The sequence below is a fragment of the Puniceibacterium confluentis genome, assembly GCF_007923445.1.
GTDB lineage: Bacteria > Pseudomonadota > Alphaproteobacteria > Rhodobacterales > Rhodobacteraceae > Puniceibacterium > Puniceibacterium confluentis.
This window is the reverse complement of sequence record NZ_VOJI01000004.1, coordinates 42603-69232: the sequence shown is the minus strand read 5'-3', so window position 1 is coordinate 69232 and position 26630 is coordinate 42603. Positions and strand designations below refer to the sequence as shown.

Here is a 26630-nt window from a genome sequence, read left to right as displayed (position 1 = left end):
GCCCGGCACGGCCATGTCTCCGCCGAATCCGGCAGCGGGCGGGGCCTGACCCATCTCCCCCGGCGCCGCGGGCCTCAGTGATCCTTGCGCTTGGACGGGCCCTCGGCCAGATAATCATCGGTCGTGCGCACCCGCCGCGGTGTGCCCATGGCAAACGGATTGTTTTCAGAATGGTACTGCGCCGCGATGCGGCACTTGTCGCACATCTGGATCATCCGGGCCGCCTTCTCATTGGCGAACATCGAATGCTTGCCGGCCAGTTTCTCGACCACCTTCTCGACCGTGGATTTCACACCGAACAGGGCACCACACTCGACGCAGGCAAAGGGCTCTTCTTCGTTCAGCACCCGCTGGGACAGCGCGGCATCACTCAGCTCCAACTGCGGTTTCAGCGTGATCGCCTTTTCCGGGCAGATCGTCGCGCAGATTCCGCATTGCAGGCAGGCATCCTCCTGAAACAGCAGCTGGGGCTTGTCCTCGTTGTCGCCCAGCGCCCCCGAGGGACACAGCGAAACGCAGGAGAGACACAGCGTGCAGGCGTCCGTGTCCACCAGGACCGCCCCATAGGGCGCTCCCGCCGGCAATGCCAGGGTGCCGCCCGCCGGGTTCAGAGCCTTTGCCGCGACGCGGGTGACCTGACGGCGGGTGCCGATGGGCAGAACCGGAGTCGCGACCGCGGGCTTGCGGTCGGCGCCATACAGGTGGTCTGACAGCGCGTCGGGATCGCTGAGGTCCAGCAACGCAACGGCCGCGTGCCCGGCCACGGCATTGGCCAGAGCGGTTTCGCCTGCGGGGGTGTCACGCTCGGTGCGCGGGGCAAGCAGGACATCGACAGAGGCAAAGCCGCACGACAGCGCCGCCAGCATTTCGGCATGGCCGAACCCCGCCAGAGCCGCGACTTCGATGGGAATGACGTCCCCGGGCAGGCCACGGCCGAAGCGGGCGGCAAGTCGGATCATTTCCGCCCCGTGGCTGTCATGCACCAGCAGCCGGGGGTTCCGGCCCCCGGCCTTGCGATAGGTGGCACTCAGGGTGTCCAACCGGCGGAACACCGACGATACCGGCGGCGCATCGTAGCTGATCGCGCCCGAGGGGCAGAGCGCCGAACAGGCGCCGCAGCCCGCGCAGATCATCGGGTCGATGGCAACATGCTCGCCGGCCGAGACAATCGCACCGGTGGGGCAGATATCCAGACACTTCGAGCAACCGGTCTGTTCGGCACGGGAATGGGCGCAAAGCGACTCTTCCAGCCGGACATAGAGCGGCTTTTCGAAGGTGCCGACCATCTGCGCCGCCGCGGCCGACGCGTCCGCCACCGCCACCGGCTGGCGCGGATCGGCGCGCAGGTATCCTTCGCGCTTGTCGGGGGCCGGAAACAGGGCACTGCCGCCGGTCAGATCCAGGATGATGTCGCATTCGGACTGTGCGCCATCACGCGACGCGCTGAACGCGAAACTGCCACGCCCGCCCGGCAGCAGTTGCCGGAACCCGTCGATGCGCAGCCTGAAACCGCCAAGCGCCCCCTGCGCACGGCCCAGCCGTCCGCGGATCACGTCATAACGGCGGTCCGCCGGCACCTCCGCAGCGTCGGTCTGCAACACGGTCACGGCGAGTTGATCACAGAGCCGGGCCGCCGCGGCAAAGGCCACCTCACCCTGCCCGATTATCAGACAGGTGCCTTCGGAAATGATGTCCAGCGACCGTGCCGAAGGCAGAACCAGCGCCGCCTCTGCCGCAAGCGCCGCCATCTTCGGAGCAGCGGTGCTGCCGACCTCGGTCCACCCGGCGCGGTCGCGCAGATCGACGAACCCCGGCACCTCTGTGGCCAGTTCTTCCGCCAAAGCTTCGAAAAAGGGGCGTTCCTGCTGGCAGGCGATGATCACATCCCCCGCGGCCAACGCGGCCGCGGCCCTGTCGGACTGATGTTGGCACAGGCCGGTGTGGACCTTCGAGCAGGTCATTCCGGTGGCCTTCGAAATGGCATCGGCGTCCACCGTCTGGCTGCCCAGACAATCGCAAAGCAGCAACGTTTTTCCCACGAGTCTCTCTCCCCCAAGGGATCCGGGTCTGCGATCCCGACCCCGCTGGCGGGTCATGGACAAACGAACCCCGGAAACCTATGCTTTTCGAAAATGTAAGCCCGGGAATACCGGAGCCGGGGACCGGACACAAGCGCCGCCCCAAGCCACGTCAGGGGAGATGCCGTGCGCCTGCAGGACCAGAAGAGCCTTTCCATGCCCATGGGGGTGGTGATCCGGCGACGACCGGGCGTGACCCGCTGGGCAAAATACGTCTGGTCGCCGGTTGCGGTCTTGCCTGGTGCGGCCCCCGCCGCGTGGCGGTTGCTGCGCGAGGACGGTGATGCTGCCGACTTCCACGCCGCCACCGTGCCGCTGACGCTGTATCGTGGCGAGGCCGAAGCCTACATGGTCGCGCTGTCGCAACCGGAACCGTCGGTTTACGTCGTGCTGCGTCAGGCGGAGCACGGTGCTGCATGGCCATACCTCGTGCATCTGGTCACCGCCTCGCCGCACGAGGCGCAGCTTTACGCCGAAAGCGGCGACGAGATCGTCGAACGCGTGGCGATGCCGCCCGGCCTGCTGGCCTGGGTCGGTTCCTACACCCAGGCCCACTATGTCGAAGAGCCCTTTGTCAAACGCAAGCGGCGGCGGCATCTCGAAGAGCGCACCGAGGACGGGATCGGTGATCCGCGCATTTCCCAGGCCAGCGATGTCTATCGTGCGCCCGGGTCGATACGCAGGGCGGGCGAGACATGACTAAGAGTGACGAGCCGGGCTTCTGGACACGCCGTCGTGCCAAGGTGGCCGAGGAAGAGGCCGCCGAAACCCGCGCCCGCGCGATCGAGGCAGAAGAGGCCGCAGCCGCCAGACTGGCCGCCGAGCAGGCGGAAAAGTCCGACGAGGAAATCCTCGCGGATTTCAACCTGCCGGACCCGGACAACCTTGTCCCCGGGCAGGACATTGCCGGGTTCATGCAAAAGGCGGTGCCGGAACATCTGCGGCGCCGGGCGATGCGCCGACTCTGGCGGCTGAACCCGGCCCTGGCGGTGCTGGACGGGCTGAACGACTACGACGGCGACTTTACCAACGCGGCAACCGATGCTCCGGGGGTCAAGACCTCGTATCAGGTGGGCAAGGGACTGCTGCGCCACGTCGAGGAACTGGCCCGGGCCGAAGCGGAGAAAGTTGAAGCCGCGAGTGCGGAAATTCCGCAAGTTGCCGAAGATTACGAAAATTATGCAGCCATACCGGAAATTTCACCGGACGATGACGATGCTGCGCCTGCATCTACGACCAAGGTCGTAGTGTCGTATCCCGAGATTGGTGAGAAAACTGAACCAGATGAAGCGGATCCGGTATTACCGCGCCGCATGCGCTTTACCTTCGAGACGGAGACCGAATGAATACTGCAGCCGCGCCCCGGATGGACGTGTCGCCCGAAGACCGGCTTCGCGCCGATCTGTACAACTATCTCGGGGTTCTGCTGGCGGCGCCGGCGGATGAAATGACGCTGGCGCAAAGCGCCGGGCTGACAGGGGATGACACCGATCTGGGTCGCGCCATATCGCGACTGGCCGAGTGCGCCAGCACCAGCAGGCCAAAGGATGTGATCCGCGAGTTCAATGCGCTGTTCATCGGGCTCGGACGCGGCGAACTGCTGCCCTATGCCAGCTATTACCTGACCGGGTTCCTGAACGAAAAGCCGCTGGCCACCCTGCGCAATGACCTTGCGGCGCGCCGGATCAGCCGTGCACCGAATGTTTACGAACCCGAGGACAACATCGCCACCATGATGGAGGTGATGGCCGGGCTGATCGTCGGGCGGTTCGGCGATCCCGCGCCGCTTTCGGATCAGCGGGTGTTCTTCAACCGCCATGTGGCCCCCTGGGCGGGACATTTCTTTGCCGATCTCGAAAAGGCAAAGAACGCGATGCTTTACAGCGCTGTCGGGTCGGTTGGCCGCGCCTTGATGGATATCGAACGCGAGTCGTTCCGGCTCGCCTAGAACAGACACGGGCCGGAACGGTCCGGCGACACTGCGGCGGGCATGTCCCGTCCTGACCAGAAGCCGCCCCGCAGAGGGCTGCACAGCAACGAAACAAAAGGGAGACCCTCCATGTCCAAGAAAGACGAGACGGCCAGGAGCCGACGCGATTTTCTGAAGCTGGCCGGCGCCGCGGGCCCGGCTGCGGTTGTCGCTGTCGCCAGCACCGGAACCGAGGCCGAGGCCGCGCCGGCGGCGGCCGACGGCAAGATGCAGGACACCGCGCACACGCGGGCCTATTTCGACAGCGCCCGGTTCTGAACACCGGACGCCGACCAGATCAATCGCCACGCAGCGGGCACGCCGCGGGCTAACCAAGCCAAGCCTGACGCAAAAGTCGGGCAGCACGGGAGGGTTACATGCTTAGGAAAAAAACCAACGGGGTGGCCAGACGGTCCCAGCGCACCGGCATTCTGTCCGAGATCGCAGGGTCTTCGGTTGATCGCCGCGCATTCCTGCGCGGTTCGGGACTGGCCATCGGCGGGCTCGCGGCAATCGCGGCCACTGCCGGATCGGTGACGCAGGCCAGCGCGCAGGCTGCTGTGTCCGGCGCTGTCAAAACGGTGAAATCCGTCTGTACCCATTGTTCGGTCGGCTGCACGGTGATTGCCGAAGTCAACAATGGCGTCTGGGTCGGCCAGGAGCCGGGCTGGGACAGCCCGTTCAACCTCGGCGCCCACTGCGCCAAGGGCGCTGCGGTGCGCGAACACGCCCACGGCGAACGCCGCCTGAAATACCCGATGAAGAAAGAGGGCGGCGATTGGGTCCGGATCACCTGGGAGCAGGCGATCAACGAGATCGGCGACCAGATGAACGTGATCCGCGACGAGAGCGGCCCGGATTCGGTCTATTGGCTGGGCTCTGCCAAGCACAGCAACGAACAGGCCTACCTGTTCCGCAAGTTCGCCGCCTACTGGGGCACCAACAACGTCGACCACCAGGCGCGGATCTGCCATTCGACCACGGTGGCGGGTGTGGCCAACACATGGGGCTACGGCGCCATGACCAACAGCTACAACGACATCCACAATTCCAAGGCGATCTTCCTGATCGGCGGCAACCCCGCCGAGGCGCACCCCGTGTCGCTGCTGCACATCCTCAAGGCGAAAGAGCAGAACAACGCGCCGTTGATCGTCTGTGATCCGCGCTTTACCCGCACCGCCGCCCACGCCGACGAATATGTCCGCTTCCGGCCCGGCTCGGATGTGGCGCTGGTCTGGGGCATCCTGTGGCACATCTTCCAGAACGGCTGGGAGGACAAGGAATTCATCCGCACCCGGGTCTGGGGCATGGACGAAATCAAGTCCGAGGTCGCCAAATGGAATCCCGAAGAGGTCGAACGTGTCACCGGTACCCCCGGCTCACAGCTTGAGCGGGTCGCGCGCACGCTGGCCAACAATCGCCCCGGCACGGTGATCTGGTGCATGGGCGGCACCCAGCACACCAACGGCAACAACAACACCCGCGCATATTGCATCCTGCAGCTGGCGCTGGGCAACATGGGCACCGCCGGCGGCGGCACCAACATCTTCCGTGGCCACGACAACGTGCAGGGCGCCACCGATCTGGGCGTTCTGGCCGACACATTGCCGGGCTACTACGGTCTGGCTCCGGGCAGCTGGGCACATTGGGCCCGGGTCTGGGAAGAGGACCTCGACTGGCTCAAAGGCCGCTTTGCGGTGATGGCCGGTGCCGGCGATGATGGCAAAGACCGCCTGATGATGAACGAGACCGGGATTCCGGTGTCGCGCTGGATCGACGGCGTGCTCGAGGACAAGGCAAACATCGACCAGCCGGACAACACCCGGGCCATGGTTCTGTGGGGCCACGCGCCCAACTCGCAGACCCGCCTGCCGGAAATGAAGACGGCGATGGAAAAGCTCGACCTGATGGTTGTGGTGGACCCCTACCCCACCGTTTCGGCCGTCATGCAGGACCGCACCGACGGGGTGTATCTGCTGCCCGCGGCAACTCAGTTCGAGACCTACGGCTCGGTCACCGCGTCAAACCGGTCGTTGCAATGGCGCGAAAAGATTGTCGAGCCGCTGTTCGAATGCAAGTCCGATCACGAGATCATCAAACTGTTCGCGGACAAGTTCGGCTTTACCGACAAGATGTTCCGCAACATCGAGATCAACGGAGACGAGCCTCTGGTCGAGGACATCACCCGCGAATTCAACCGGGGCATGTGGACCATCGGCTATACCGGGCAGTCCCCCGAGCGGATGCGGCTGCACATGGAGAACCAGCACACCTTTGATCGCACCACACTGCGCGCCAACGGTGGGCCGGCCGATGGCGACTTCTACGGGCTGCCGTGGCCAAGCTGGGGCACCCCCGAGATGAACCACCCCGGGTCGGCAAACCTCTACGACATCTCGCTGCCGGTGGCACAGGGTGGCATGGGCTTCCGCGCCCGCTTTGGGGTCGAGCGCAACGGCGACAACCTGCTGGCCGAAGGGGTCTATCCGGTGGGCTCGGAAATCCAGGACGGATATCCCGAGTTCAGCATGCAGATGCTGATGGACCTGGGCTGGGACGGTGACCTGACCGCCGAAGAGCGCGCCAGCATCGAAAAGGTCGCCGGTTACAAGGCGCCCGAGAAGGCCGGAGACGGCACGGCGGAGGTTGGCGAGACATCGCAGACCGGTGAGACACCCTCGGACTATGCCGAGCAGGTTGGCGGTGTGAACTGGAAGACCGATCTGTCGGGCGGCATCCAGCGTGTGGCGATCGCCCACGGCTGCGCCCCCTATGGCAACGCCAAGGCCCGCGCCGTGGTCTGGACCTTCCCGGATCCGGTGCCGCTGCACCGCGAGCCGCTCTATACCAACAGGCGGGATCTGGTGGCGGATTATCCGACCTACGAGGACAAGAAGTTCTGGCGCGTGCCGACCATGTACGCCTCGATCCAGAAAAACGACTTCTCCAAGGACTTCCCCACCATCCTGACTTCGGGTCGTCTGGTCGAATACGAGGGCGGCGGCGACGAGACGCGGTCGAACCCCTGGCTGGCCGAACTGCAGCAGGACATGTTCATCGAGATCAACCCGCGCGATGCCAACAACACCGGCGTGCGGGATGGCGCGATGGTCTGGGTCCACGGTCCGGAGGGGGCCAAGATCAAGGTCAAGGCACTGGTCACCAACCGCGTGGCAAGCGGCGTGGCGTTCATGCCGTTCCACTTTGGCGGCTTCTGGCAGGGCGAGGATCTGCGCTCGAAATATCCCGATGGCGCAGACCCCTACGTTCTGGGCGAATCCACCAACACCGCACAGACCTATGGTTATGACAGCGTGACGCAGATGCAGGAGACCAAAGCGACTCTCTGCAGAATCGAAGCGGTATAAGGAGTATATGAGACATGGCACGAGCTAAATTTCTCGTCGACGCCGAACGCTGCATCGAATGCAACGCCTGCGTCACGGCCTGCAAGAACGAACACGAGGTGCCCTGGGGGATCAACCGCCGCAAGGTGGTGACGATCAACGACGGCAGCCCCGGCGAACGGTCGATCTCGGTCGCGTGCATGCATTGTTCTGACGCACCCTGCATGGCGGTCTGCCCTGTGGATTGCTTCTACCAGAACGAAGAGGGTGTGGTCCTGCACTCCAAGGATCTGTGCATCGGCTGCGGCTACTGCTTTTACGCCTGCCCGTTTGGCGCGCCGCAGTATCCCCAGGCCGGCAACTTCGGTTCGCGCGGCAAGATGGACAAATGTACCTTCTGCTCGGGGGGCCCGGAAGAGAACAACTCTCAGGCCGAGTTCCAGAAGTACGGTCGCAACCGGATCGCGGAAGGCAAGCTGCCGATCTGCGCCGAAATGTGCGCCACCAAGGCGTTGCTGGCCGGCGATGGTGATGTCGTCTCGGCGATCTACCGCGAACGCGTCGTCGCGCGCGGCTTTGGATCCGGCGCATGGGGCTGGGGCACGGCCTATGACCAAAAGGGCGGCTGACGCCATCTGACACAGGGGTCAGCGCCGCTTCGTGCCGCGCTGACCCTTTTTCGTGTTACTTTCGGATCATTTCCGAGGCTCCGCATGACTGGGCTTCTGAAATTGTCCGGAGCTGCTGACAGACTGTTCAGCGCGCCGATCGAACCGGAGACTCCTGGGAGCCTGCCATGAAATTCCTCTCGTCCTTCCTTGTTCTGCTGACCCTTGCCCTGACCGGGCTGCCTGCATCGGCGCAAGACAGCGGCGTCGATCCGGCTGTGAGCGAGCAGGCTCCGGCACGTGCGACACAGACGCTGGAGGACATCCTGGCCCGCCAGCGCGGCGAGGACGTCGACAACAGCGCCCGCCGGGCCCTGACCGGTGATCCCGACAATGCCGCTCCGATCAGCGCGCCGCTGGGCACGCTCGGCGGGGCCTCGGATCCCGACCTGTGGCGCGGTTTGCGGTTTGACCAGGCACAGATCAGCACCCAGCAGCGTGGCCCGGCTGCCACCACGCTGATTCAGGACGACGGCATGTGGTGGCTGGATTTCCGCCGCGGCCCCCTGATCACCTATGGCGGCTGGTTGCTGCTCGGGACGCTGGCCCTGTTGGCGGTGTTCTACCTGATCCGCGGCCGGGTGCGCATCGAGGGGCCGATCACGGGGCGCAAGCTGGAACGCTTCAAGTTTGTCGAGCGGATGGGACACTGGCTGCTGTCGGGGTCGTTCCTGATCCTCGCCATCACCGGCCTGATCACTCTGATGGGGCGCAAGTTCCTGATACCGACCTTTGGTCTGGACACGTTTTCCACCGTCGCCATCGGGTCGAAATGGGTGCATGACAACGTGTCCTGGGCCTTCATGCTGGGATTGGTGATGGTGTTTGTGATGTGGGTTGTTCACAACCTGCCCGACCGCACGGACATCAAATGGATCCTGCGCGGCGGCGGGCTGTTCGGCGGCGGTCATCCGGACGCCAAAAAGTTCAACGCCGGGCAGAAGATCGTGTTCTGGTCGGTCATCCTGCTGGGCGCGTCGATTTCAGTTTCGGGCCTGTCGCTGCTGTTCCCGTTCGAGTGGCACCTTTTCGGACCGACTTTTGCACATCTCAATGACTGGGGGGTGCCGCAGATGCTGGGCTATGGCGCGCTGCCCACCGATCTGTCGCCGCAGGCTGAAATGCAGTACAGCCAGCTCTGGCACGCGATTGTCGGCTTTGTCCTGATGGCCGTGATCCTCGGACACATCTATATCGGCACGCTCGGCATGGAAGGCGCGTTCGACGCCATGGGCACCGGCATGGTCGAAGAGCAGTGGGCCAAAGAGCACCACAACCTCTGGGTCGCCGAGGTCAAGGAACGCGAGAACGCGGCGCCCAAGAGCGCGACGCCGGCGGAATAGGGAATGCGCTGGCTGCTGCTGGCCCTGTCTCTTGTTTCCGGGCCGGTCCGGGCCGGTGAATATACCACGTTTGAAGGGCACGGCGGTCCGATCATGGGCCTGGCCGTGTCGCCCGCGGGGCAGGTCGCGACCACCAGTTTCGACAATTCGGTCGGCCTTTGGCAGGGTCAGAGGTCGCGTTGGCTCGAACGTCACACCGCGGCTGTCAATTGCGCGGTGTTTCCCTCCGAGACATCCCTGGTCAGCGGCGGCGACGATTTCACGCTGGTGTTCTGGGATTTGACGCTTGGTACAGCGACGGCAAAGAACGGGCATCAGGGCAAGGTGAAATCGCTGGCGGCCAGCCCGGATGGCACAATGGTGGCCTCGGCAAGCTGGGACGGCAGCATCGGTCTCTGGACGCTGACGGACGCGGGCAGCCGGTTTCTGCGCGGGCACGGTGGTCCGGTCAATGACGTGGCCTTTTCGGACGACGGCGCGCGGCTCTACTCGGCTTCGGCCGACGGCTCTCTGCGGATCTGGGACGTGGCCAGCGGCACCGAGCTGGGTCGGCTGGTCGAACACGGGTTTGGCCTGAACGAGATCGTGGTGAACGAGGCGGCGGGTTGGATCGCCTATGGCGCTGTGGATGGCGGCACCCGGGTGATCGACATCGCCACCGGAACCACCCTAGCTGACCTGTCGCTCGAGCGGCGACCGATACTTGCCATGGCGATGTCGCCGGACGGCGGGCTATTGTCAGTCGGCGACGGCGAAGGCTACATCATGGTGGTGGACACGGCGACCTGGAGCGTTGTGAGTGATTTTCGTGCCACCAAGCGGGGACCGGTCTGGGCGCTGACGTTTTCTGCGGATGGCAGCAACATCCTGGCCGGCGGCCTTGACGACACTGCACACTCCTGGCCGGTACTGACCCTGGACTCGTATGACGGGGTAGAGGTCGCGGATCCGTCTTTCCTTGCCAATCCCGCGACGCTGCCGAACGGCGAACGGCAATTCAAACGAAAATGCTCGATTTGTCATACTCTGACCCCGGGCAGCGCCCGGCGCGCCGGACCGACACTCTATGGCCTGTTCGGCCGACCTGCGGGGACGGTTGCGGATTACCGGTATTCCGCGGCGCTGGACGATTCGGAACTGATCTGGAATGAACACACTATCGACGCCCTGTTCGACATTGGTCCCGAGCACTATATTCCAGGGACCAAGATGCCGATGCAACGCATTGCCGGCGCAGGGGACCGCGCCGATCTGATCGAATATCTGCGGTCCGAAACCGCACCAAAGGAGAAACCATGAAAGCCTTCATCCTCGGTATTGTGCTGATCGCCGTGATTGCTGTCGGGGCCAATCTTACGCTGGAAAACATGGGATTTTCCCAGGCGGACGTGAGCGTCAGCTCCAGCAGCGTCCGGCTGGACGGCGCCGGACCTGAGCACGAGTGACCGCCCGCAGGGTGCGGAACGCGGGCGGGTGACGCCGGTTCAGTCGCGTGGCGCGAAGCTGGCGGCCTCGGCACGGTCCCAGCGAGCCTTGTAGCCCTGACCGTCGGCGACGCCATTCAGCAGGAACCCCTCTGGCAGATAGGGAAAGGCTTCGTCACCGGTGACCATCTGGTTGTCGGCCTGCCGCGCCATGAAATGCCGGGGCAGGAAGTTTCTGGGGTCACTCAAACCGGCCGCGCCGGCCATTTCGCCCAACGCTTTCATCGTATTGGCGTGGAAACGCGCAACGCGTCGGCTTTTGTCGCTTACAACCAGAGCACGCTGGCGCAGCGGATCCTGCGTTGCCACCCCGACCGGGCATTTGTTGGTATGGCAGGCCTGCGCCTGGATACAGCCGATGGCGAACATGAAACCGCGCGCCGAATTGCACCAGTCGGCACCGATGGCCAGCGCCCGGGCAATGTCAAAGGCCGACACGATCTTGCCCGCTGCGCCCAGTTTGACCTGATCGCGCAGTCCGGCGCCGCGCAGGGTGTTGTGCACAAAACTCAGCCCTTCGATCATCGGCATGCCAACGTGATTGGTGAATTCGACCGGAGCCGCACCTGTGCCGCCCTCGGTGCCGTCGACGACAATGAAATCAGGCACCACGCCGGTTTCCAGCATCGCCTTGACGATGCACATGAACTCCCGACGGTGGCCGATGCAAAGTTTGAACCCAACCGGCTTGCCACCGGAAAGCGCGCGCAATTCACCGACAAACCGCATCATCTCGATCGGTGTCGAGAAGGCCGAATGCGCCGCCGGGGACACACAGTCGACCCCCATCGGAATGCCGCGCGCTTCGGCAATCTCGGGCGAGATCTTGGACGCCGGCAGCATGCCGCCATGTCCGGGCTTGGCACCCTGCGACAGCTTCAACTCGATCATCTTGATCTGCGGCAGCGCCGCGGTCACCGCAAACTTGTCCCGGTCGAAACTGCCGTCCGCGGCACGGGCTCCGAAATACCCCGAGGCAACCTGATAAATCAGATCGCCCCCACCCGCCTTGTGATGGCGGCTGACCGACCCCTCTCCGGTGTCATGTGCAAAGCCACCCAGTCGGGCGCCGGTATTCAGGGCCTCGATGGCATTGGCCGAGAGTGAGCCGAAACTCATGGCCGAGATGTTGTAAAGCGAGGCAAGGTAAGGTTGCTTGCAGGCGGCATTGCCGATGGTCACACGGAAATCGCTGTCGGTGATATGGACCGGGTTGATCGAATGGGTCAGCCAGGAATACCCCGCGTCATAGACCCGCTTGCGGGTGCCAAAGGGCCGCTTGTCCTCGACGCCCTTGGCCCGCTGATAAACCAGGCTGCGGGAATCCCGGCTGAAGGGTTCCTCGTCCTGATCCGATTCGATCAGATATTGGCGGATTTCCGGGCGCACGCCTTCGAACAGGAACCGCATGTGGCCCATCACCGGATAATTGCGCAGAATCGAATGGCTGGGTTGACGGATGTCATGCACCCCCAGCGCGGTCAGCCCGGCGAACAGCACAAAGGGCAGCAGCATCCAGGCGGACCAAAGGCTGAGCAGCAGGCACAGGACCGCAAGTGCCGCGACCGCCGCCAGTGGCGCAAATCTCTCCAGAGTGGCAAGTTTCTGCATCTTTGTTCCTGCGTTCGGGTGTGCGGGCAGACCGTGCGCCCTTGTGGGGATCGTCTCGGGTATCTGGCGGGGCCCTGATCAGAAACTGGGGGGCGTGCAGGCGCTGACAATGACGCATTTTTCGCTGAAGCTGTTGTGAAAGCGGTGCGGCTTGAGGCTCTCAAAGATATAGGCGTCGCCCGGCCCCAGCACCTCGGTGCGGGCGCTGACCGTGAGAGCGATCTGTCCTTCAATCACGATCCCGGCCTCTTCGCCCCGGTGGGTGTACAGTTCAGGCCCGGTATCGGCACCCGGCGCATAGGTCTCGTGCAGCATCTGGATGGTGTGCCGCGAGGCATCGCCGACCTGACGCATCGACAACAGATCCGCAGCCTCTTCCGGCATGTGCAGAGCCGCGCCCAGACTGATTTCGCGCAACTCTTCGGCGCGGAAGACAAAGGCCTCCAGTTCCGGGCCATCGTCGGCGAAGAATTCTGAAAACGACATCGGAACCGCATCCAGAATCCGTTTGAGCGAAGCAACTGACGGACTGGACCGGCCCTGTTCAATCATCGAGATCAGCCCGTTGGTGACCCCGGCCTGCCGCGCCAGTTGACGCTGCGACAACCCATTGGCGCTGCGTACAGATCTTAGCCGCTGACCAATATCAAGGTCCAAGGCGAATCCCCCCAAGGCAATTTTAACGTTCTGAATTTATTGCAAAAAAATGCAATTTTCATGTGTACCGCCTGCTATAAGCGTAACCGACTTGATCGAAATAATAAACGGTACTACGCTACCGAGACTCCTGCGGCAGTGGTGCCCGGAATCAACAGGATGGCACTGGGAACGACACTGACGCGTAACGCCCTATCGGGGAATTCGACCGTCATCGTCCTTGGAACGATGCGCACGGAAACGACATCGGCGCCTTGACGCACAGACATGTGGACGCCCGTTCGCGGCACCCTAGTCTTCTGCTCCGGGCGACACGCCCTCTGGACCGGCCTGCCAGGCCGCCCGGCAACATGAAACCAAACGGGAGAGTTACATGAAACACGCAAGATTCCTCGCTCTGAGCGCTGGCCTGCTGGCCTCGACCTCGGCGATGGCGCAAGAGCGGTTCATCACCATCGGCACCGGGGGACAGACCGGCGTCTACTTTGTTGTAGGCCAGTCGATCTGCCGTCTTGTGAACCGTGACAGCGCCAAGACCGGCCTCAAGTGCACCGCACCGTCGACCGGCGGATCCATTGCCAACATCAACGCCATCAAGGCGGGTGACATGGACATGGGTGTGGCCCAGTCCGACTGGCAGTACCATGCCTACAACGGAAGCTCGCAGTTCGAGGGCGACAAGTTCGACAAGGAACGCGCGGTGTTCTCTGTCCATTCCGAACCCTTCACCGTGATCGCCCGCAAGGACGCCAACATCAACTCCTTCGATGAACTCAAGGGCAAGCGCGTCAACGTCGGCAACCCTGGCTCGGGCCAGCTGGCGACGATGGAGGTCGTGCTGGACGCCAAGGGCTGGACCATGGGCGACTTTGCCCTCGCCTCCGAGCTCAAGCCGGCGGAACAGGCGGCCGCACTGGGTGACAACAAGGTCGACGCGATCGTCTACACGGTCGGCCACCCGAACGGGTCCATCCAGGAAGCTGTGTCGACCGTCGAGGCGAACCTTGTGCCCGTCGAGGGCGAAGCCATCGACAAGCTGGTCGCAGACAATCCGTTCTACGCCTACGCCACCATCCCCGGCGGCATGTACGCGGGATCCGACGAGGACGTGAAGACCTTCGGCGTCAAGGCGACGTTCGTCACCTCGGCGGATGTGCCCGATGACGTGGTCTATGAGGTCGTGAAAGCGGTCTTTGACAACTTCGACCGCTTCAAGAAGCTGCACCCGGCCTTTGAGAACCTCAAGGAAGAGGAAATGATCAGCGACGGCCTGTCGGCACCGCTGCATCCGGGTGCCGAAAAGTACTACAAGGAACGTGGCTGGATGTAATCCGCCCGATTGATGATCGGGGTGGCGGCATGTCCGCCCCCCCGCCAAATGCGATTTCCGGGCAATGACCCGGTCAAGGGCCGAAGCCCAACGGGGATAGTCACACATGTCGGACAAAGATCAGCAGAAGGCAGCCGCCGTCGAAGCCGCAGCAGCGGGCCACGGCGGCCTGAGCCAGACCGAGCTTGACGCACTTGTCGCCTCGTCCGACACCGGTGGACGCAGTGTTGCCGGGCCTGTCGGCACCTTCCTCATGCTGGTGGCCCTGGCCTGGTCGCTGTTCCAGCTCTGGTTTGCCTCACCGATCCCGTTCATTGTCGGGTTCGGTGTCTTCAACGACACCGAGGCGCGCTCGATCCACCTGGCTTTTGCGATCTTTCTGGCGTTTGCCGCCTTTCCCGCGACCCGTACCAAATTTCAGCTCGGCCTCGGCATCGCCATTCCGGTGATCCTGGGCGCGCTGTTCATGATCGGCGCCAAGGATGGCGCGTCCACATGGTGGATTCCGGTTGTGGTGATCGGGCTGGTCGCCTGCATCGTGCTGGGCTCTCCCAAGAACAAGATCCCGCTCTGGGAATGGGCTCTGGCGCTGATCGGCGCGGCGACGGCGTTGTATCTTTATGTCTATTACCGCGAGATTTCCGGCCGGGTCGGCGCACCGGTCACCCAGGATTTTGTGGTATCGGTGATCGGCATCCTGATCCTGCTCGAAGCGACCCGCCGGGCGCTGGGTCCGGCGCTGATGATCGTCGCCTCTGTCTTTCTGATGTACACGGTGCTGGGGCCCTACATGCCCGGCATCATCGCCCACAAGGGCAACAACCTCAGTGAAATCGTCAACCATCAGTGGATCACCACCGAAGGCGTCTTTGGCATCGCCCTCGGGGTTTCGACCAGTTTCGTGTTCCTCTTCGTGTTGTTCGGCTCGCTGCTCGACCGGGCCGGAGCGGGCAACTACTTCATCCAGGTGGCGTTTTCGCTGATGGGCCACATGAAGGGCGGACCGGCCAAGGCGGCTGTCGTGTCCTCGGCCATGACCGGGCTGATCTCGGGGTCAAGCATCGCCAACGTGGTGACCACCGGCACCTTCACCATTCCGCTGATGAAGAAAGTGGGCTTTTCCAGCGAAAAGGCCGGCGCGGTCGAGGTGGCCTCTTCCGTCAACGGCCAGATCATGCCGCCGGTGATGGGGGCCGCGGCCTTTCTCATGGTGGAATACGTCGGCATCCCCTATTTCGACGTGGTGAAACACGCGTTTCTGCCGGCGGTGATCTCTTACATCGCTCTGGTCTACATCGTGCATCTCGAGGCGCTGAAGGCCGGGATGGAGGGTCTGCCCCGCGCCTATACCCCCAAACCCATCGTACAGCGTCTGATCGGCATCGCCTTCATCGTCGCGATGATCTGCTTCCTGTCGTTTGCGGTGTATTATGGCATGGGCTGGATCCGCACGGTGTTTCCCGCGACCGCAGGCTACATCATCTTTGTCGCGCTCAGCGCGGTCTATATCGCGCTGCTGCGGGTGGCCAGCAAAGAGGCCCCGCTGAAGCTGGACGACCCGAACGCGCCGGTGACCGCGCTGCCGCTGCCGGGTCCGACGATCCGCTCGGGGCTGCATTACATCCTGCCGGTTGTCGTGCTGGTCTGGGCGCTGATGGTCGATCGCCTGTCACCCGGCCTCTCGGCCTTCTGGGCGGCGGCCTACATGGTGTTCATCCTGCTGACCCAGCGGCCTCTGATGCAGATGTTCCGGGGCGAAAGCCGACTTGCGGCGGACATCCGGGACGGGGTCATGGACCTGATCGACGGCCTCGTGACCGGCGCGCGCAACATGATCGGCATCGGCATTGCCACGGCGACGGCCGGCATCATCGTCGGCGCGGTCAGCCAGACCGGCGTCGGCTCGGCCCTGGCCGATGTGGTCGAAGTCCTGTCGGGCGGCAACATCATGGCCATCCTGATGCTGACCGCCGTGCTGTCTCTGATCCTCGGGATGGGCCTGCCGACCACGGCGAACTACATCGTGGTCTCGGCGTTGCTGGCCCCGGTCATCGTGACGCTGGGCCAGCAGAACGGCCTGATCGTGCCACTGATCGCCGTGCACCTGTTCGTGTTCTATTTCGGCATCATGGCGGATGTGACACCGCCGGTCGGCCTGGCGTCCTTTGCCGCCGCCGCCGTGTCCGGAGGAGACCCGATCAAGACCGGCGTCATCGCCTTTTTCTACTCGCTCAGAACTGCCGCGCTGCCGTTCCTGTTCATCTTCAACACCGAATTGCTGCTGATGAATGTGAACTGGGCGCAGGGGATCTTTGTCTTTGTCATCGCCACCGTCGCCATGCTGCTGTTTGCCGCTGCGACGCAGGGCTGGTTTCTGGCGAAGAACAAGGTCTATGAGACGATCGCCCTTTTGCTGATCGCCTTTACCCTGTTCCGCCCCGGGTTCTGGATGGACATGGTGTTTCCGCCCTACAGCGAAGAGGCACCGGCACAGATCGCCGCCGCCGCCGCGGACACGCAGCCGGGCGATGAATTGCGCCTGCGGGTATCCGGGGTGAACGATCTGGGCGATCCGATCCAGTTCGTCGCATTGCTGCCCATCGGCGAGGGCGCAACCGGTGAGGAGAAGCTTGAAAGCGCCGGGCTGGTGTTCCGCACCGAGGACGACAAGATGTTCATCGACGACGTGTCCTTTGGCTCGCCCGCCTCTGACGCCGGGCTTGATTGGGATCAGGAGGTGCTGCGCGTGCTCAAGCCGGTCAGTGTTCCGTCCAAATACCTGATGTTCATTCCGGCGCTGTTGCTGCTGGCACTGGTGGTCTTCCTGCAACGCGGCCGCAACACACGGGCCGTCGGCCGCAGGGCCGCGGCCTGATCCCGGTGGACAGTTGCGCGCGCCAAACCAACCGAGCATCCGTGTCAGGGGCGGCACATCCTGCGCCTTGGAGGAAGAGAGTGTTCGCGAAATCCGCCTCCCGGCGGGCTGACGCAGCGGAATATCGGCAGTTTCTGACTGATTGGCAGCAAATCTGCCCGCCGACGGTTTCCGTCACAGGCATCTGGGCCTAAGTGATGCGGAAAGCGGACATACCGGGCACTCGCCCAAAGAGGTGTCTCCGCGCCAATGGAGACTGTTTCCGATGACCCCTTTCGCAATTGCGGGCGTGCAGATGTACGTTCAGGCCACCGAGTCCAACGTCGATGGCCTCATCCACCGGCTCGACGTGCTGATGGCGCGTTTCCCCTGGACCCAGATGGTGCTGTTCTCCGAACTGGCCGCCTTTGGCCCGCTGGATCGCTACGCGCTGCCGCCAGAGAACGAGACGATCGACCGCCTGTGTGCCGCCGCGGCACGCCACCGGGTCTGGCTGATCCCCGGTTCGATGTTCCTGCGCAGCATCGACGGCGCAATCCGCAATACCGCCCTGGTGATCAACCCGGATGGTGCCATCGTCGCGCGTTATGCCAAGATGTTCCCGTTTCGCCCCTATGAGGCCGGAATCACCGCAGGCACCGAGTTTTGCGTGTTCGACGTGCCTCAGGTGGGCCGCTTTGGTCTTTCGATCTGCTATGACATCTGGTTCCCGGAAACCACGCGCCAGCTTACGTCCATGGGCGCCGAGGTGCTGTTGAACCCGGTTCTGACCGGCACCACCGACCGCGACGCAGAACTGGCCATTGCCCGAGCGACCGCAGCGCAGTTCCAGTGCTATGTATTTGCCGTCAACGGACTGGGTGCCGGAGGTGTGGGCAAATCCATCGTCGTCGATCCCAGTGCGACGGTGCTGCACCAGTCGGCGGGACAAGAGGACATGTTTCCGATCGAGATCGATCTCGACGTGGTGCGACGCCAACGCGAGGCCGGGATGAAGGGGCTGGGCCAGGTGCTCAAATCCTTCCGCGACCGGTCCAGCGATTTCCCGGTCTATGACCGGGCCAGCGGTTCGGACGGGTATCTCTACACCCTCGGACCACTCGAAATGCCGCAGCAGGGCAACCGTGCCGGGCTGCATGTGGATGTACCGCAAAACGCGGACACACCGGCGACCCGGCCCCTGGGATTCCAGGCGGTCATGGGCAAGACATCAAGCGGCTGACCCTGCCCGCCACGGGGGGCAGTCCAGCCCCCCACCGCGTCGCGTGGTCTCCGCCATTGGGAGGAGAGAAGCGATGCAATCCGTGAACGAATACTATTCGGCGGTCCAGCTGCGGTCAGACAGGTGGGCTGCCCTGCGCGAGGCCACCGACACGCTGGCCCAGGGCGGCACCGAACGCCAGATGACCGCACTCCGCAAGCGGGTCGAGGATCTCTGGCATTCGCTTGAGGTGATCGAGCCGTACTGGGCCTTCCCCGGCATGCAGGCCTTTGATTACATGCGCCGCCAGTTTACATCGGGCCACTATGAGGATCTGGCCTATTCGGTGCACCGCGCGTTGCGGGCGCTGACCTCGGGGGCGTATCGGCGGCGCCATATCCCGCTGGACAAGGACAGTTCCGAAAAGGACGAGCAGGACGACGAGGCGATGCTGTCGCCCGAAGCCCGTGCCATGTCGAAACCCTATTTCGAAGTGCTGATCGTCGATGACGTCAATGAACACCAGGAACGCTGGCTGAAATCCAACGTCTCGCGGATGCGCCGCCCCGAAGATCCGTTCCAATACGAGGCTGTGGTGGTGCCCAGCCTCGAAGACGCGCTGATCGCGGTGCTGTTCAACCACAACATTCAGGCCATCGTCGTGCGTCCGGGGCTGACTCTGAAATCGAGGCTCGAAATGCCGCTGCTGTCACGCTACGTCGACAGCGCCGAGCGGCAGGACGAAATCGACTCGCTGCGCCCCAAGGACTACGGCCCCGAACTCTGCCGCCTGATCGCCAAGCTCCGGCCCGAGCTTGACGCCTATCTGGTCACCGAACGTTCGGTCGAGGACATTGCCGGGCTCGACCTCGGAATCTGCCGCCGGGTGTTCTACAACCAGGAAGATTTCGTCGAACTGCACCTCAATATCCTGCGCGGCGTCCAGGCACGCTACAAGACACCGTTTTTCACCGCGCTGGTGAACTACTCCAAGCAGCCGACCGGCGTCTTCCATGCCATGCCGATCAGCCGGGGCAAGTCGATCACCCGCAGTCACTGGATTCAGGATATGGGTGCCTTTTACGGCCCCAACATCTTTCTCGCCGAAACCTCCGCCACCTCGGGGGGGCTCGACAGTCTGCTGGAACCGCACGGACCGATCAAGGAGGCGCAGGAGCTTGCCAGCCGGGCCTTCGGATCGAAACAGACCTTCTTTGCGACCAACGGCACCTCGACCTGCAACAAGATCGTGGTCCAGGCGCTGGTGCGCCCGAACGACATCGTGCTGGTCGACCGTGACTGTCACAAGTCGCACCACTACGGCATGGTGCTGGCGGGGGCGAATGTCTGTTATCTCGACAGTTATCCCCTGAACGAATATTCGATGTACGGCGCGGTGCCGCTGCACGACATCAAGAAACAGCTTCTGGACCTCAAGGCAGCGGGCAAGCTGGACCGGGTGCGGATGCTGCTGCTGACCAACTGCACCTTTGACGGCATTGTCTACAACGTCGAACGCATCATGGAGGAATGTCTGGCGATCAAGCCCGACCTGGTCTTCCTCTGGGACGAGGCGTGGTTCGCCTTTGCCCGCTTCAACCCGACATACCGCGGCCGTACCGCGATGAATTCGGCCAATGTGCTGCGCGAACGCCTGCGCAGCCCGGAGCACGCCAGTGCCTATGAAAAGCAGCAGGCCAAGCTCAAGGATGCCGACGACGCGACGCTGCTGAAAACCCGGCTGATCCCGCCGCCCACGTCCCGGGTGCGGGTCTATGGCACCCAGTCGACCCACAAGACGCTGACCTCTCTGCGGCAGGGGTCGATGATCCACGTCAACGATCAGGACTTCAAGGGCGAGGTCGAGCAGAGCTTCCACGAAGCCTACATGACCCACACCTCGACCTCGCCCAACTATCAGATCATCGCCTCTCTCGACGTGGGCCGCCGTCAGGTCGAGCTCGAAGGCTTTGAATTTGTCCAGCGCCAGATCGAGGCGGCGATGTCGATGCGCCGCGCGATCTCGACCCATCCGCTGCTGCGGAAATACTTCAAGGTGCTGACCGCCGGCGACATGATCCCCGAGGCGCACCGCGAATCCGGGGTCGAGAGTTATTACGAGCCGGAACAGGGCTGGACCGATCTGTGGGAGTGCTGGGAAAAGGACGAATTTGTCCTCGACGCCACCCGCGTCACCCTGGCCGTGGGCGGCACCGGCTGGGACGGCGACACCTTCAAGACACAGATCCTGATGGACAAATACGGCATCCAGATCAACAAGACCTCGCGCAACACGGTCCTGTTCATGACCAACATCGGCACCACGCGCAGCTCGGTCGCCTATCTGATCGAAGTGCTGGTGGAAATCGCCAAGGGCCTGGACGACCTGCTGGACGACGCCAGCCGCATGGAACGTCTGGCCTTTAACAAGCGTGTCACCAACCTCATGCACGATCTGCCGCCCCTGCCCGACTTCAGCCGTTTCCACGATGCCTTCCGCGCCGACAATGTCACCGGCGAGGGCGACATCCGCACGGCGTTCTTCCTCAGCTACGATGAAACCAACTGCGACTATCTCGAACTTGACGGTTCGCTGAAAAAGGCGATGGACGCCGGGCAGGAGATCGTTTCGGCCAGCTTCATCATTCCCTACCCCCCCGGCTTTCCGATCCTCGTCCCCGGACAGGTGGTCAGTCAGGAAATCCTCAGCTTCATGCGCGCGCTCGATGTCAGCGAGATCCACGGCTACCGCCCGGATCTGGGTCTGCGCGTCTTTACCGCCGACGCCCTTGCCAAACTGAACAGCGCCAAGCTGTCAACCGCTGCCGAATAACAGAGAGGAACCTATAAAATGGCATCAACAGTCCTGAACAACATCTCGGAAATCCGCCGGTTCTTTCACCGCAACGAGGATCCGATCTATTTCATCTCGGCGACCAACTTCAACCTTCTCGGGCTCGACGAATGGGTGAAGAACTTCAAATACATCTGCTACATCGACTGCTACGGCGGCAAACATCCCAACGTGTTCTGCCCCTCGGAGCAGCCGCACGCGGAATTCCAGAGCATCGAGGACATCAACAACTACCTCCTCCAGCACAAGGAAGTCATCGACTTCATCAAGCGGCGCGGTGGCAAGCCGCATTTCGTGTTCCTGATGTTCGACGAAGAAACCGAACGCCTGTCCAAGGAACTGGGCGCCGACGTCTGGTTCCCCAAGGCCAAACTGCGCAGCAGCATGGACAACAAGATCGAAACCGTGCGCATCGGCAACAAGGCCGGGGTACCGTCGGTGCCGAACACCCTGTCCGAGGTCGAAAGTTACGACCACCTGCGCGAGATCACCGAAAAGGCCGGCATCGGCCATGATCTTGTGCTGCAATCGGCTTTTGGCGACTCGGGCCACACGACTTTCTTCATCAAGTCCGAGGCTGACTTCCGCCGTCACGAGAGCGAAATCGTCGGTGAAGGCGAAATCAAGATCATGAAGCGCATCGACTGCCGCGGTTCCGCGATCGAGGCCTGCGCCACCAAAGAGGGCACCATCGTCGGCCCGCTGATGACCGAGCTTGTCGGCTTCAAGGATCTCACCCCCTATCGGGGTGGCTGGTGCGGCAACGAGATCCTCTCGACCGCCTTTCCGCCCAAGGTGCGCAACCACGCCCGCGATCTTACCTTCAAATTCGGCGAACAGCTGCGCAAGGAAGGCTATCGCGGTTATTTCGAACTCGACTTCCTGATCGACAAGAAGACCGGAGACCTCTGGCTGGGCGAGTTGAACCCGCGCATCACCGGCGCGTCGTCGATGACCAACCACGCTGCCTTTGCCCATGCCGACGCCCCGCTGTTCCTGTTCCACCTGCTGGAATTCTCGAAGAAGAAGTTCAACCTGGACGTGGATGAGCTCAACGCCCGCTGGGCCAACCCCGACATGATCGACAGCTGGTCGCAGATGGTGATCAAACACACCGAGGATAACGTCGACATCTGCACGGAGGCGCCGGAAACCGGCATCTACCGCATGCTCGAAGACGGGCGCGTGGTCTATGACCGCTTCGATTATCACCGCCGGGCGGTGGAATCCGAGAACGAGGCGTTTTTCCTGCGCATCCTCGGTCCGGGTGATTACCGCTACGAGGGCGCGGACATCGGCATTCTGGTGACGCGTGGCCGGTCGATGACCAAAAGCTTCCTGCTGAATGAACGGGCCAAGAAGTGGATTCACGGGATCAAGCAATGCGTCAAGGGCCGGGCACTGCCGGTTGCCGAAGCCGGGCCGGCGCTTGCCGATCCGGCATTCAAAATCATGTAGTGCCTCTGGCATGACCATGTTCTGGCGCGCCATTTCCGAAGAGAAACCCGGCCCGAGATGGGCCGGGTTGTTCGCGGAATACTGGCCGGATTATCGGCGGTGGTGGCTGAACGAGGGTGATGCCGCGCGCGCCTCCTATCTGGAAAGCCGCCAGATGCTGACGCGTCACATGCCGGAACTGGTCCCGCTTTACGATCAGCTCTGCGAACTGGCGGGGGGCGGGGATCAGGCGGCGCGGTTCCTGTCGTTCTATTGTCCGCCGCCGTACCTGTCGGGGTGTTCCCAGGCGCTGTGGACCGGCAAGGCCCCGGTTCTGGTGCGCAATTACGACTACAATCCCGCCGCCTTTGATTCGCTGATCCTGCGTACCAACTGGATGGGCCGCAGGGTGATCGGTGTCTCGGACGGGTTGTGGGGGCTGGTGGACGGCATGAACGATACCGGCGTCGCGATTTCGCTTACCTTCGGCGGGCGGCGGGTGGTCGGTCAGGGCTTTGGCGTGCCGCTGATCCTGAGATACGTGCTCCAGACCTGCACCACGTCCGAGGAGGCGGGCCGGGTGCTTGCCCGCGTCCCGACCCACATGAGCTATAATGTCACCGTGGTCGACCGCGAACGCAAATACCTCACTGCGATGATGGGGCCGGACCGCAAGGCCCAGATCACCCACGCCGCCGTGGCGACAAACCATCAGGAAAACGTCGAGTGGATCAGCCATGCCCGCTTTACCGCCACGGTCGAACGGGAGCGGTACCTGCTGCACCGGATGAGCCTGCACAGGGATACCGAGGAAAAGTTCATCTCGGCCTTCCTCAAGCCACCGCTCTATTCCACCGCCTTCAGCCAGGGTTTCGGCACCCTGTACACCGCCGTTTATCGCCCGCGCAAAAGGCAGATGGAGATCCGCTGGCCCGGCACCATCTGGCCGCTGTCGCTGGACACCTTCGAGGAAGGCGCCCGTCAGGTCCAGGTTCCGGGGAGCGCCTGATACGGTTTTGCGCCCGGCTGCCTGAGGTCCGGTGCCAAAGGTTGCGCGGACTTGCCTGCGGCGCCACTCGGATCAATCGGACCACCCGGTCCGGGGAGACACCAGGGCAGATGGCTGAACGCCCTGTCCGCCCAGCAGGGTGGGGATCCCTCCGACCAGGCAGATGCCGTGCTGCGGGGCATGCCCCTTGGCCCGCGCACCCGTTGTTGTGGGCGGCAATCGAACCGGCTTGCAGAGCCGTCCGGCGCCTTGCCTCAGGCGCGGTGTGCGCCGTCCGACAGGGTTTTGACAAAGGCCAGCACCTCGGACACAGGCTTGCCCGACGCGAGTTCGGCCACGATCGCCGATCCGACCACGCAACCGTCGGCCACACTGGCGATGCCCTGTGACGCCTCTGGCGTCTTGATGCCAAAGCCGACGATCACCGGCAGATCGGTCTGCGCCTTGATCCGCGCCACCTCTGGCGCAACGTCAACCGCCTGTGCCTCCCCGGCGCCGGTGATCCCCGTGATCGAGACGTAATAGACAAAGCCGGATGTATTCTGCAGCACCTTCGGCAACCGCTTGGCATCGGTTGTCGGGGTTGCCAGTCGGATGAAATTCAGCCCCGCCTTCTGGGCGGGCAGGCACAATTCCTCGTCTTCCTCCGGCGGCAGGTCGACAATGATCAATCCGTCGATCCCGGCATCCTTGGCCTGTTCGAGAAACCGCTCCACCCCGCGCGAATAGATCGGGTTGTAATACCCCATCAGCACGATGGGCGTGGTGTCGTCCGTTTCACGAAACGTCCGCGCGATCGCCAGTGTGCGGTCCAGCGTCATTCCGCCCTCAAGCGCGCGCTGGCCGGCCAGCTGGATCGTCTGGCCGTCCGCCATGGGGTCGGTGAACGGCAACCCTAGCTCGATGACGTCCACCCCCGCGCCCGGTAGGCCGCAAACCAGTTCCAACGACGTGTCATAGTCCGGATCGCCCGCCATGACATATGCCACAAAGGCCTTCTTACCTTGCGCTTTCAGGTCGGCAAACTTGGCATCGATGCGAGTCATGGTGGTCCCTTCCAGATGATCCCGCGAGGTCTGCCGGAACTTGCGGCGGAAATCAATGGTGCCGCACCCGGGGCGCGCCGCTTCCGGCCAGTGCCGCAAGGCAATAGGGCAGATCACCTGCCCGGGTTGGCACGGATCAGCCGCCCGCGGACCAGCAGCTTGCCAGGGCACGGCATAGCGATTAGCACTCACAGCATGCGTACACTCATGCTCTGTCTTGCCCTCTCGCCCCTGCCCGCCCTGGCGCATCCGCACATGTTTGTGGACAGCCGTCTCGACCTGGTGCTCGATGACGCCCGGAACGTGACCGGGCTCAGCCTGAGCTGGACCTACGATGACTTCACGACGCTCCTGATCCTCGAGGACATGGGCCTTGATCCCGATGGCGATGCACAGTTGAGCGATGCCGAACTCGCGCAACTCAAAGGTTTTGACCTGGTCGAATGGCCCGAAGGTTTCGAAGGCGATCTTTACTTCTATCACGACGGGGAGCAGGTTCCGCTGGACCATCCGGTGCCTGCCACGGTGGCGGTCACCGACGGCCGGATCGTCGCAACCCACACCCGCAGCCTGACCCCGACCCCGGCGGACGGGCTGCAGATCCTGCAGTATGACCCGACCTATTATGTCGCCTACACCCTGTCAGGCGGCGTGCACCTGCCCGCCCCCTGTACCGCGACGGTGACCGAGCCCAATCCGGATGCGGCCACGCAGGCACTGGCGCGCGAGCTGGATCAGGTGCCCGCGGATCAGTTTTCACCGCTGAGGCTCGGCATCCATTATGCGCAGGATGTGCGGATCACATGCAACGCGCCCTCCTGATCGCCGCGCTCGGGCTTGTTGCGCTGGCGCTCTGGCTGTGGGGATTTGGCGGTGCCGACCGGGTGGTGGTCTGGGCCGCCGAAGGCCAGCGCACGGCCCAGAATGCCATGGCACGGGGGCTGCGCAGCCTGCGGGCCGGAGAGCCCGGGGCGCTCGCCACCCTGCTCGGGGTCTGTTTCGCCTATGGTGTCTGCCATGCGGCCGGGCCGGGCCACGGCAAGATCCTCATCGGCGGCTACGGTCTCGCCGCGCGGGTGCCGATTGTGCGTCTCGGCACCCTCGCCATCGCCTCTAGTCTGGCGCAGGCGGCCTCGGCCGTGGCGCTGGTCTATGCCGGCGTGCTGGTGCTGAACTGGAGCCGGACATATATGCAGGCCCTCGCGGACGAGATGCTGGCACCGCTCAGTTACGGTGCCATCGCACTGATCGGGCTTTGGCTGGCGCTGCGCGGCGCAAGGAAACTTGCCACGTACGGCCGCGCTGAAATCCACGACCACGACGGCTGTTCCCACGTGCATGGCCCGACAACGGCCCAGGCCGCCGCCGTGCGCTCGCTGCGGGATGCGGTCCTGCTCGTCGGCGCCATCGCGCTGCGCCCCTGCACCGGGGCGCTGTTTCTGCTGATCATCACCTGGCGCATGGATTTGGTCTGGCAGGGCATCGTCGGCGCCTTTGCCATCGGCCTCGGCACCGCCGCCGTGACGCTGGCAGTGGCCGCCGCGAGCGTCACCCTGCGCGAAGGCACGCTGACGCGCATCCCCCAGGGCGCCACCACGCTGCGCGTTCTGGGACTGGTTGAGGCGCTGGCGGGCCTTGTCATCGCCGCCCTGGCCCTGCAGCTGCTTTTGCGCACGCTCTGAACGCACGGCGGCGCGCGACCGCCTGTTTATCCGGGCGAC

General features: G+C 63.5%; 21 protein-coding genes. 17 read left to right on the top strand and 4 right to left on the bottom strand.

Annotated elements, in window-relative coordinates; all coding sequences use genetic code 11:
- Positions 1 to 74: 74 nt before the first annotated feature.
- Complete coding sequence (locus FOY53_RS06105; RefSeq protein WP_146586794.1) at positions 75 to 2039, bottom strand: 4Fe-4S binding protein; 1965 nt, start codon at positions 2037 to 2039, stop codon at positions 75 to 77.
- A gap of 165 nt (positions 2040 to 2204) precedes the next feature.
- Between FOY53_RS06105 and FOY53_RS06100 the strand changes: the two genes are divergently transcribed.
- From FOY53_RS06100 to FOY53_RS23020, 9 genes are all read left to right on the top strand, one after another.
- Positions 2205 to 2777, top strand: coding sequence for a DUF3305 domain-containing protein (locus tag FOY53_RS06100; protein WP_342783960.1), 573 nt, complete (start codon positions 2205 to 2207; stop codon positions 2775 to 2777).
- Positions 2774 to 3424 carry a DUF3306 domain-containing protein gene (locus FOY53_RS06095; RefSeq protein ID WP_146586792.1) on the top strand — a complete coding sequence of 217 codons (651 nt, stop codon included), beginning with the start codon at positions 2774 to 2776 and terminating at the stop codon, positions 3422 to 3424. Before FOY53_RS06100 ends, FOY53_RS06095 begins: the two co-directional genes overlap by 4 nt.
- Entirely contained in the window at positions 3421 to 4026 is a 606-nt protein-coding gene (locus FOY53_RS06090; protein WP_146586790.1) for a TorD/DmsD family molecular chaperone, read from the top strand. Before FOY53_RS06095 ends, FOY53_RS06090 begins: the two co-directional genes overlap by 4 nt.
- A 111-nt stretch (positions 4027 to 4137) precedes the next feature.
- A complete protein-coding gene (locus FOY53_RS06085; protein WP_146586788.1) occupies positions 4138 to 4326 on the top strand; it encodes a twin-arginine translocation signal domain-containing protein in 189 nt (62 codons plus the stop codon).
- 98 nt (positions 4327 to 4424) lie between these two features.
- The gene (locus tag FOY53_RS06080; RefSeq protein WP_146586786.1) at positions 4425 to 7415 is read left to right on the top strand and encodes a formate dehydrogenase subunit alpha; all 2991 of its coding nucleotides are present in this window, start codon (positions 4425 to 4427) and stop codon (positions 7413 to 7415) included.
- Positions 7416 to 7429: 14 nt separating this feature from the next.
- Positions 7430 to 8023: a formate dehydrogenase FDH3 subunit beta gene (fdh3B, locus tag FOY53_RS06075; RefSeq protein ID WP_146586784.1), complete on the top strand. Its 594-nt coding sequence runs from the start codon at positions 7430 to 7432 to the stop codon at positions 8021 to 8023.
- Between the two features lie 167 nt (positions 8024 to 8190).
- Positions 8191 to 9405, top strand: a complete 1215-nt coding sequence (locus FOY53_RS06070; protein WP_146586782.1) for a formate dehydrogenase subunit gamma — start codon at positions 8191 to 8193, stop codon at positions 9403 to 9405.
- A gap of 3 nt (positions 9406 to 9408) precedes the next feature.
- Complete coding sequence (locus FOY53_RS06065) at positions 9409 to 10704, top strand: c-type cytochrome (protein WP_146586780.1); 1296 nt, start codon at positions 9409 to 9411, stop codon at positions 10702 to 10704.
- The gene (locus FOY53_RS23020) at positions 10701 to 10850 is read left to right on the top strand and encodes a hypothetical protein (RefSeq protein WP_186766528.1); all 150 of its coding nucleotides are present in this window, start codon (positions 10701 to 10703) and stop codon (positions 10848 to 10850) included. The genes FOY53_RS06065 and FOY53_RS23020 overlap by 4 nt, the downstream gene beginning before the upstream one ends.
- A 39-nt stretch (positions 10851 to 10889) precedes the next feature.
- Here FOY53_RS23020 and FOY53_RS06060 read toward each other — a convergent pair whose 3' ends face one another.
- Both FOY53_RS06060 and FOY53_RS06055 read right to left on the bottom strand, forming a co-directional pair.
- A complete protein-coding gene (locus FOY53_RS06060; RefSeq protein WP_146586778.1) occupies positions 10890 to 12500 on the bottom strand; it encodes an FMN-binding glutamate synthase family protein in 1611 nt (536 codons plus the stop codon).
- Positions 12501 to 12578: 78 nt separating this feature from the next.
- Entirely contained in the window at positions 12579 to 13157 is a 579-nt protein-coding gene (locus FOY53_RS06055; protein WP_146586776.1) for a cupin domain-containing protein, read from the bottom strand.
- Positions 13158 to 13530: 373 nt separating this feature from the next.
- Here FOY53_RS06055 and FOY53_RS06050 point away from each other — a divergent pair, with 373 nt between their 5' ends.
- From FOY53_RS06050 to FOY53_RS06025, 6 genes are all read left to right on the top strand, one after another.
- Positions 13531 to 14487 carry a TAXI family TRAP transporter solute-binding subunit gene (locus FOY53_RS06050; RefSeq protein ID WP_146586774.1) on the top strand — a complete coding sequence of 319 codons (957 nt, stop codon included), beginning with the start codon at positions 13531 to 13533 and terminating at the stop codon, positions 14485 to 14487.
- Positions 14488 to 14593: 106 nt separating this feature from the next.
- Positions 14594 to 17362, top strand: a complete 2769-nt coding sequence (locus FOY53_RS06045) for a TRAP transporter permease (protein ID WP_146586772.1) — start codon at positions 14594 to 14596, stop codon at positions 17360 to 17362.
- A gap of 265 nt (positions 17363 to 17627) precedes the next feature.
- Positions 17628 to 18584, top strand: a complete 957-nt coding sequence (locus FOY53_RS06040) for a carbon-nitrogen hydrolase family protein (RefSeq protein ID WP_146586770.1) — start codon at positions 17628 to 17630, stop codon at positions 18582 to 18584.
- Positions 18585 to 18657: 73 nt separating this feature from the next.
- Positions 18658 to 21396, top strand: coding sequence for an aminotransferase class I/II-fold pyridoxal phosphate-dependent enzyme (locus tag FOY53_RS06035; protein WP_146586768.1), 2739 nt, complete (start codon positions 18658 to 18660; stop codon positions 21394 to 21396).
- An 18-nt stretch (positions 21397 to 21414) separates the two neighbouring features.
- Entirely contained in the window at positions 21415 to 22875 is a 1461-nt protein-coding gene (locus tag FOY53_RS06030) for a biotin carboxylase (RefSeq protein ID WP_146586766.1), read from the top strand.
- A gap of 16 nt (positions 22876 to 22891) precedes the next feature.
- Positions 22892 to 23863: a C45 family autoproteolytic acyltransferase/hydrolase gene (locus tag FOY53_RS06025; RefSeq protein ID WP_146587173.1), complete on the top strand. Its 972-nt coding sequence runs from the start codon at positions 22892 to 22894 to the stop codon at positions 23861 to 23863.
- 254 nt (positions 23864 to 24117) lie between these two features.
- On the opposite strand, the gene trpA is transcribed toward FOY53_RS06025, so the two are convergent.
- Complete coding sequence (gene trpA / locus FOY53_RS06020) at positions 24118 to 24909, bottom strand: tryptophan synthase subunit alpha (protein WP_146586764.1); 792 nt, start codon at positions 24907 to 24909, stop codon at positions 24118 to 24120.
- 195 nt (positions 24910 to 25104) lie between these two features.
- Here trpA and FOY53_RS06015 point away from each other — a divergent pair, with 195 nt between their 5' ends.
- Positions 25105 to 25731, top strand: a complete 627-nt coding sequence (locus FOY53_RS06015) for a DUF1007 family protein (protein ID WP_146586762.1) — start codon at positions 25105 to 25107, stop codon at positions 25729 to 25731.
- On the top strand, positions 25713 to 26591 hold the full coding sequence (locus FOY53_RS06010) for a nickel/cobalt transporter (protein ID WP_146586760.1): 879 nt from the start codon (positions 25713 to 25715) through the stop codon (positions 26589 to 26591). Before FOY53_RS06015 ends, FOY53_RS06010 begins: the two co-directional genes overlap by 19 nt.
- The last annotated feature ends 39 nt before the right edge of the window (positions 26592 to 26630 follow it).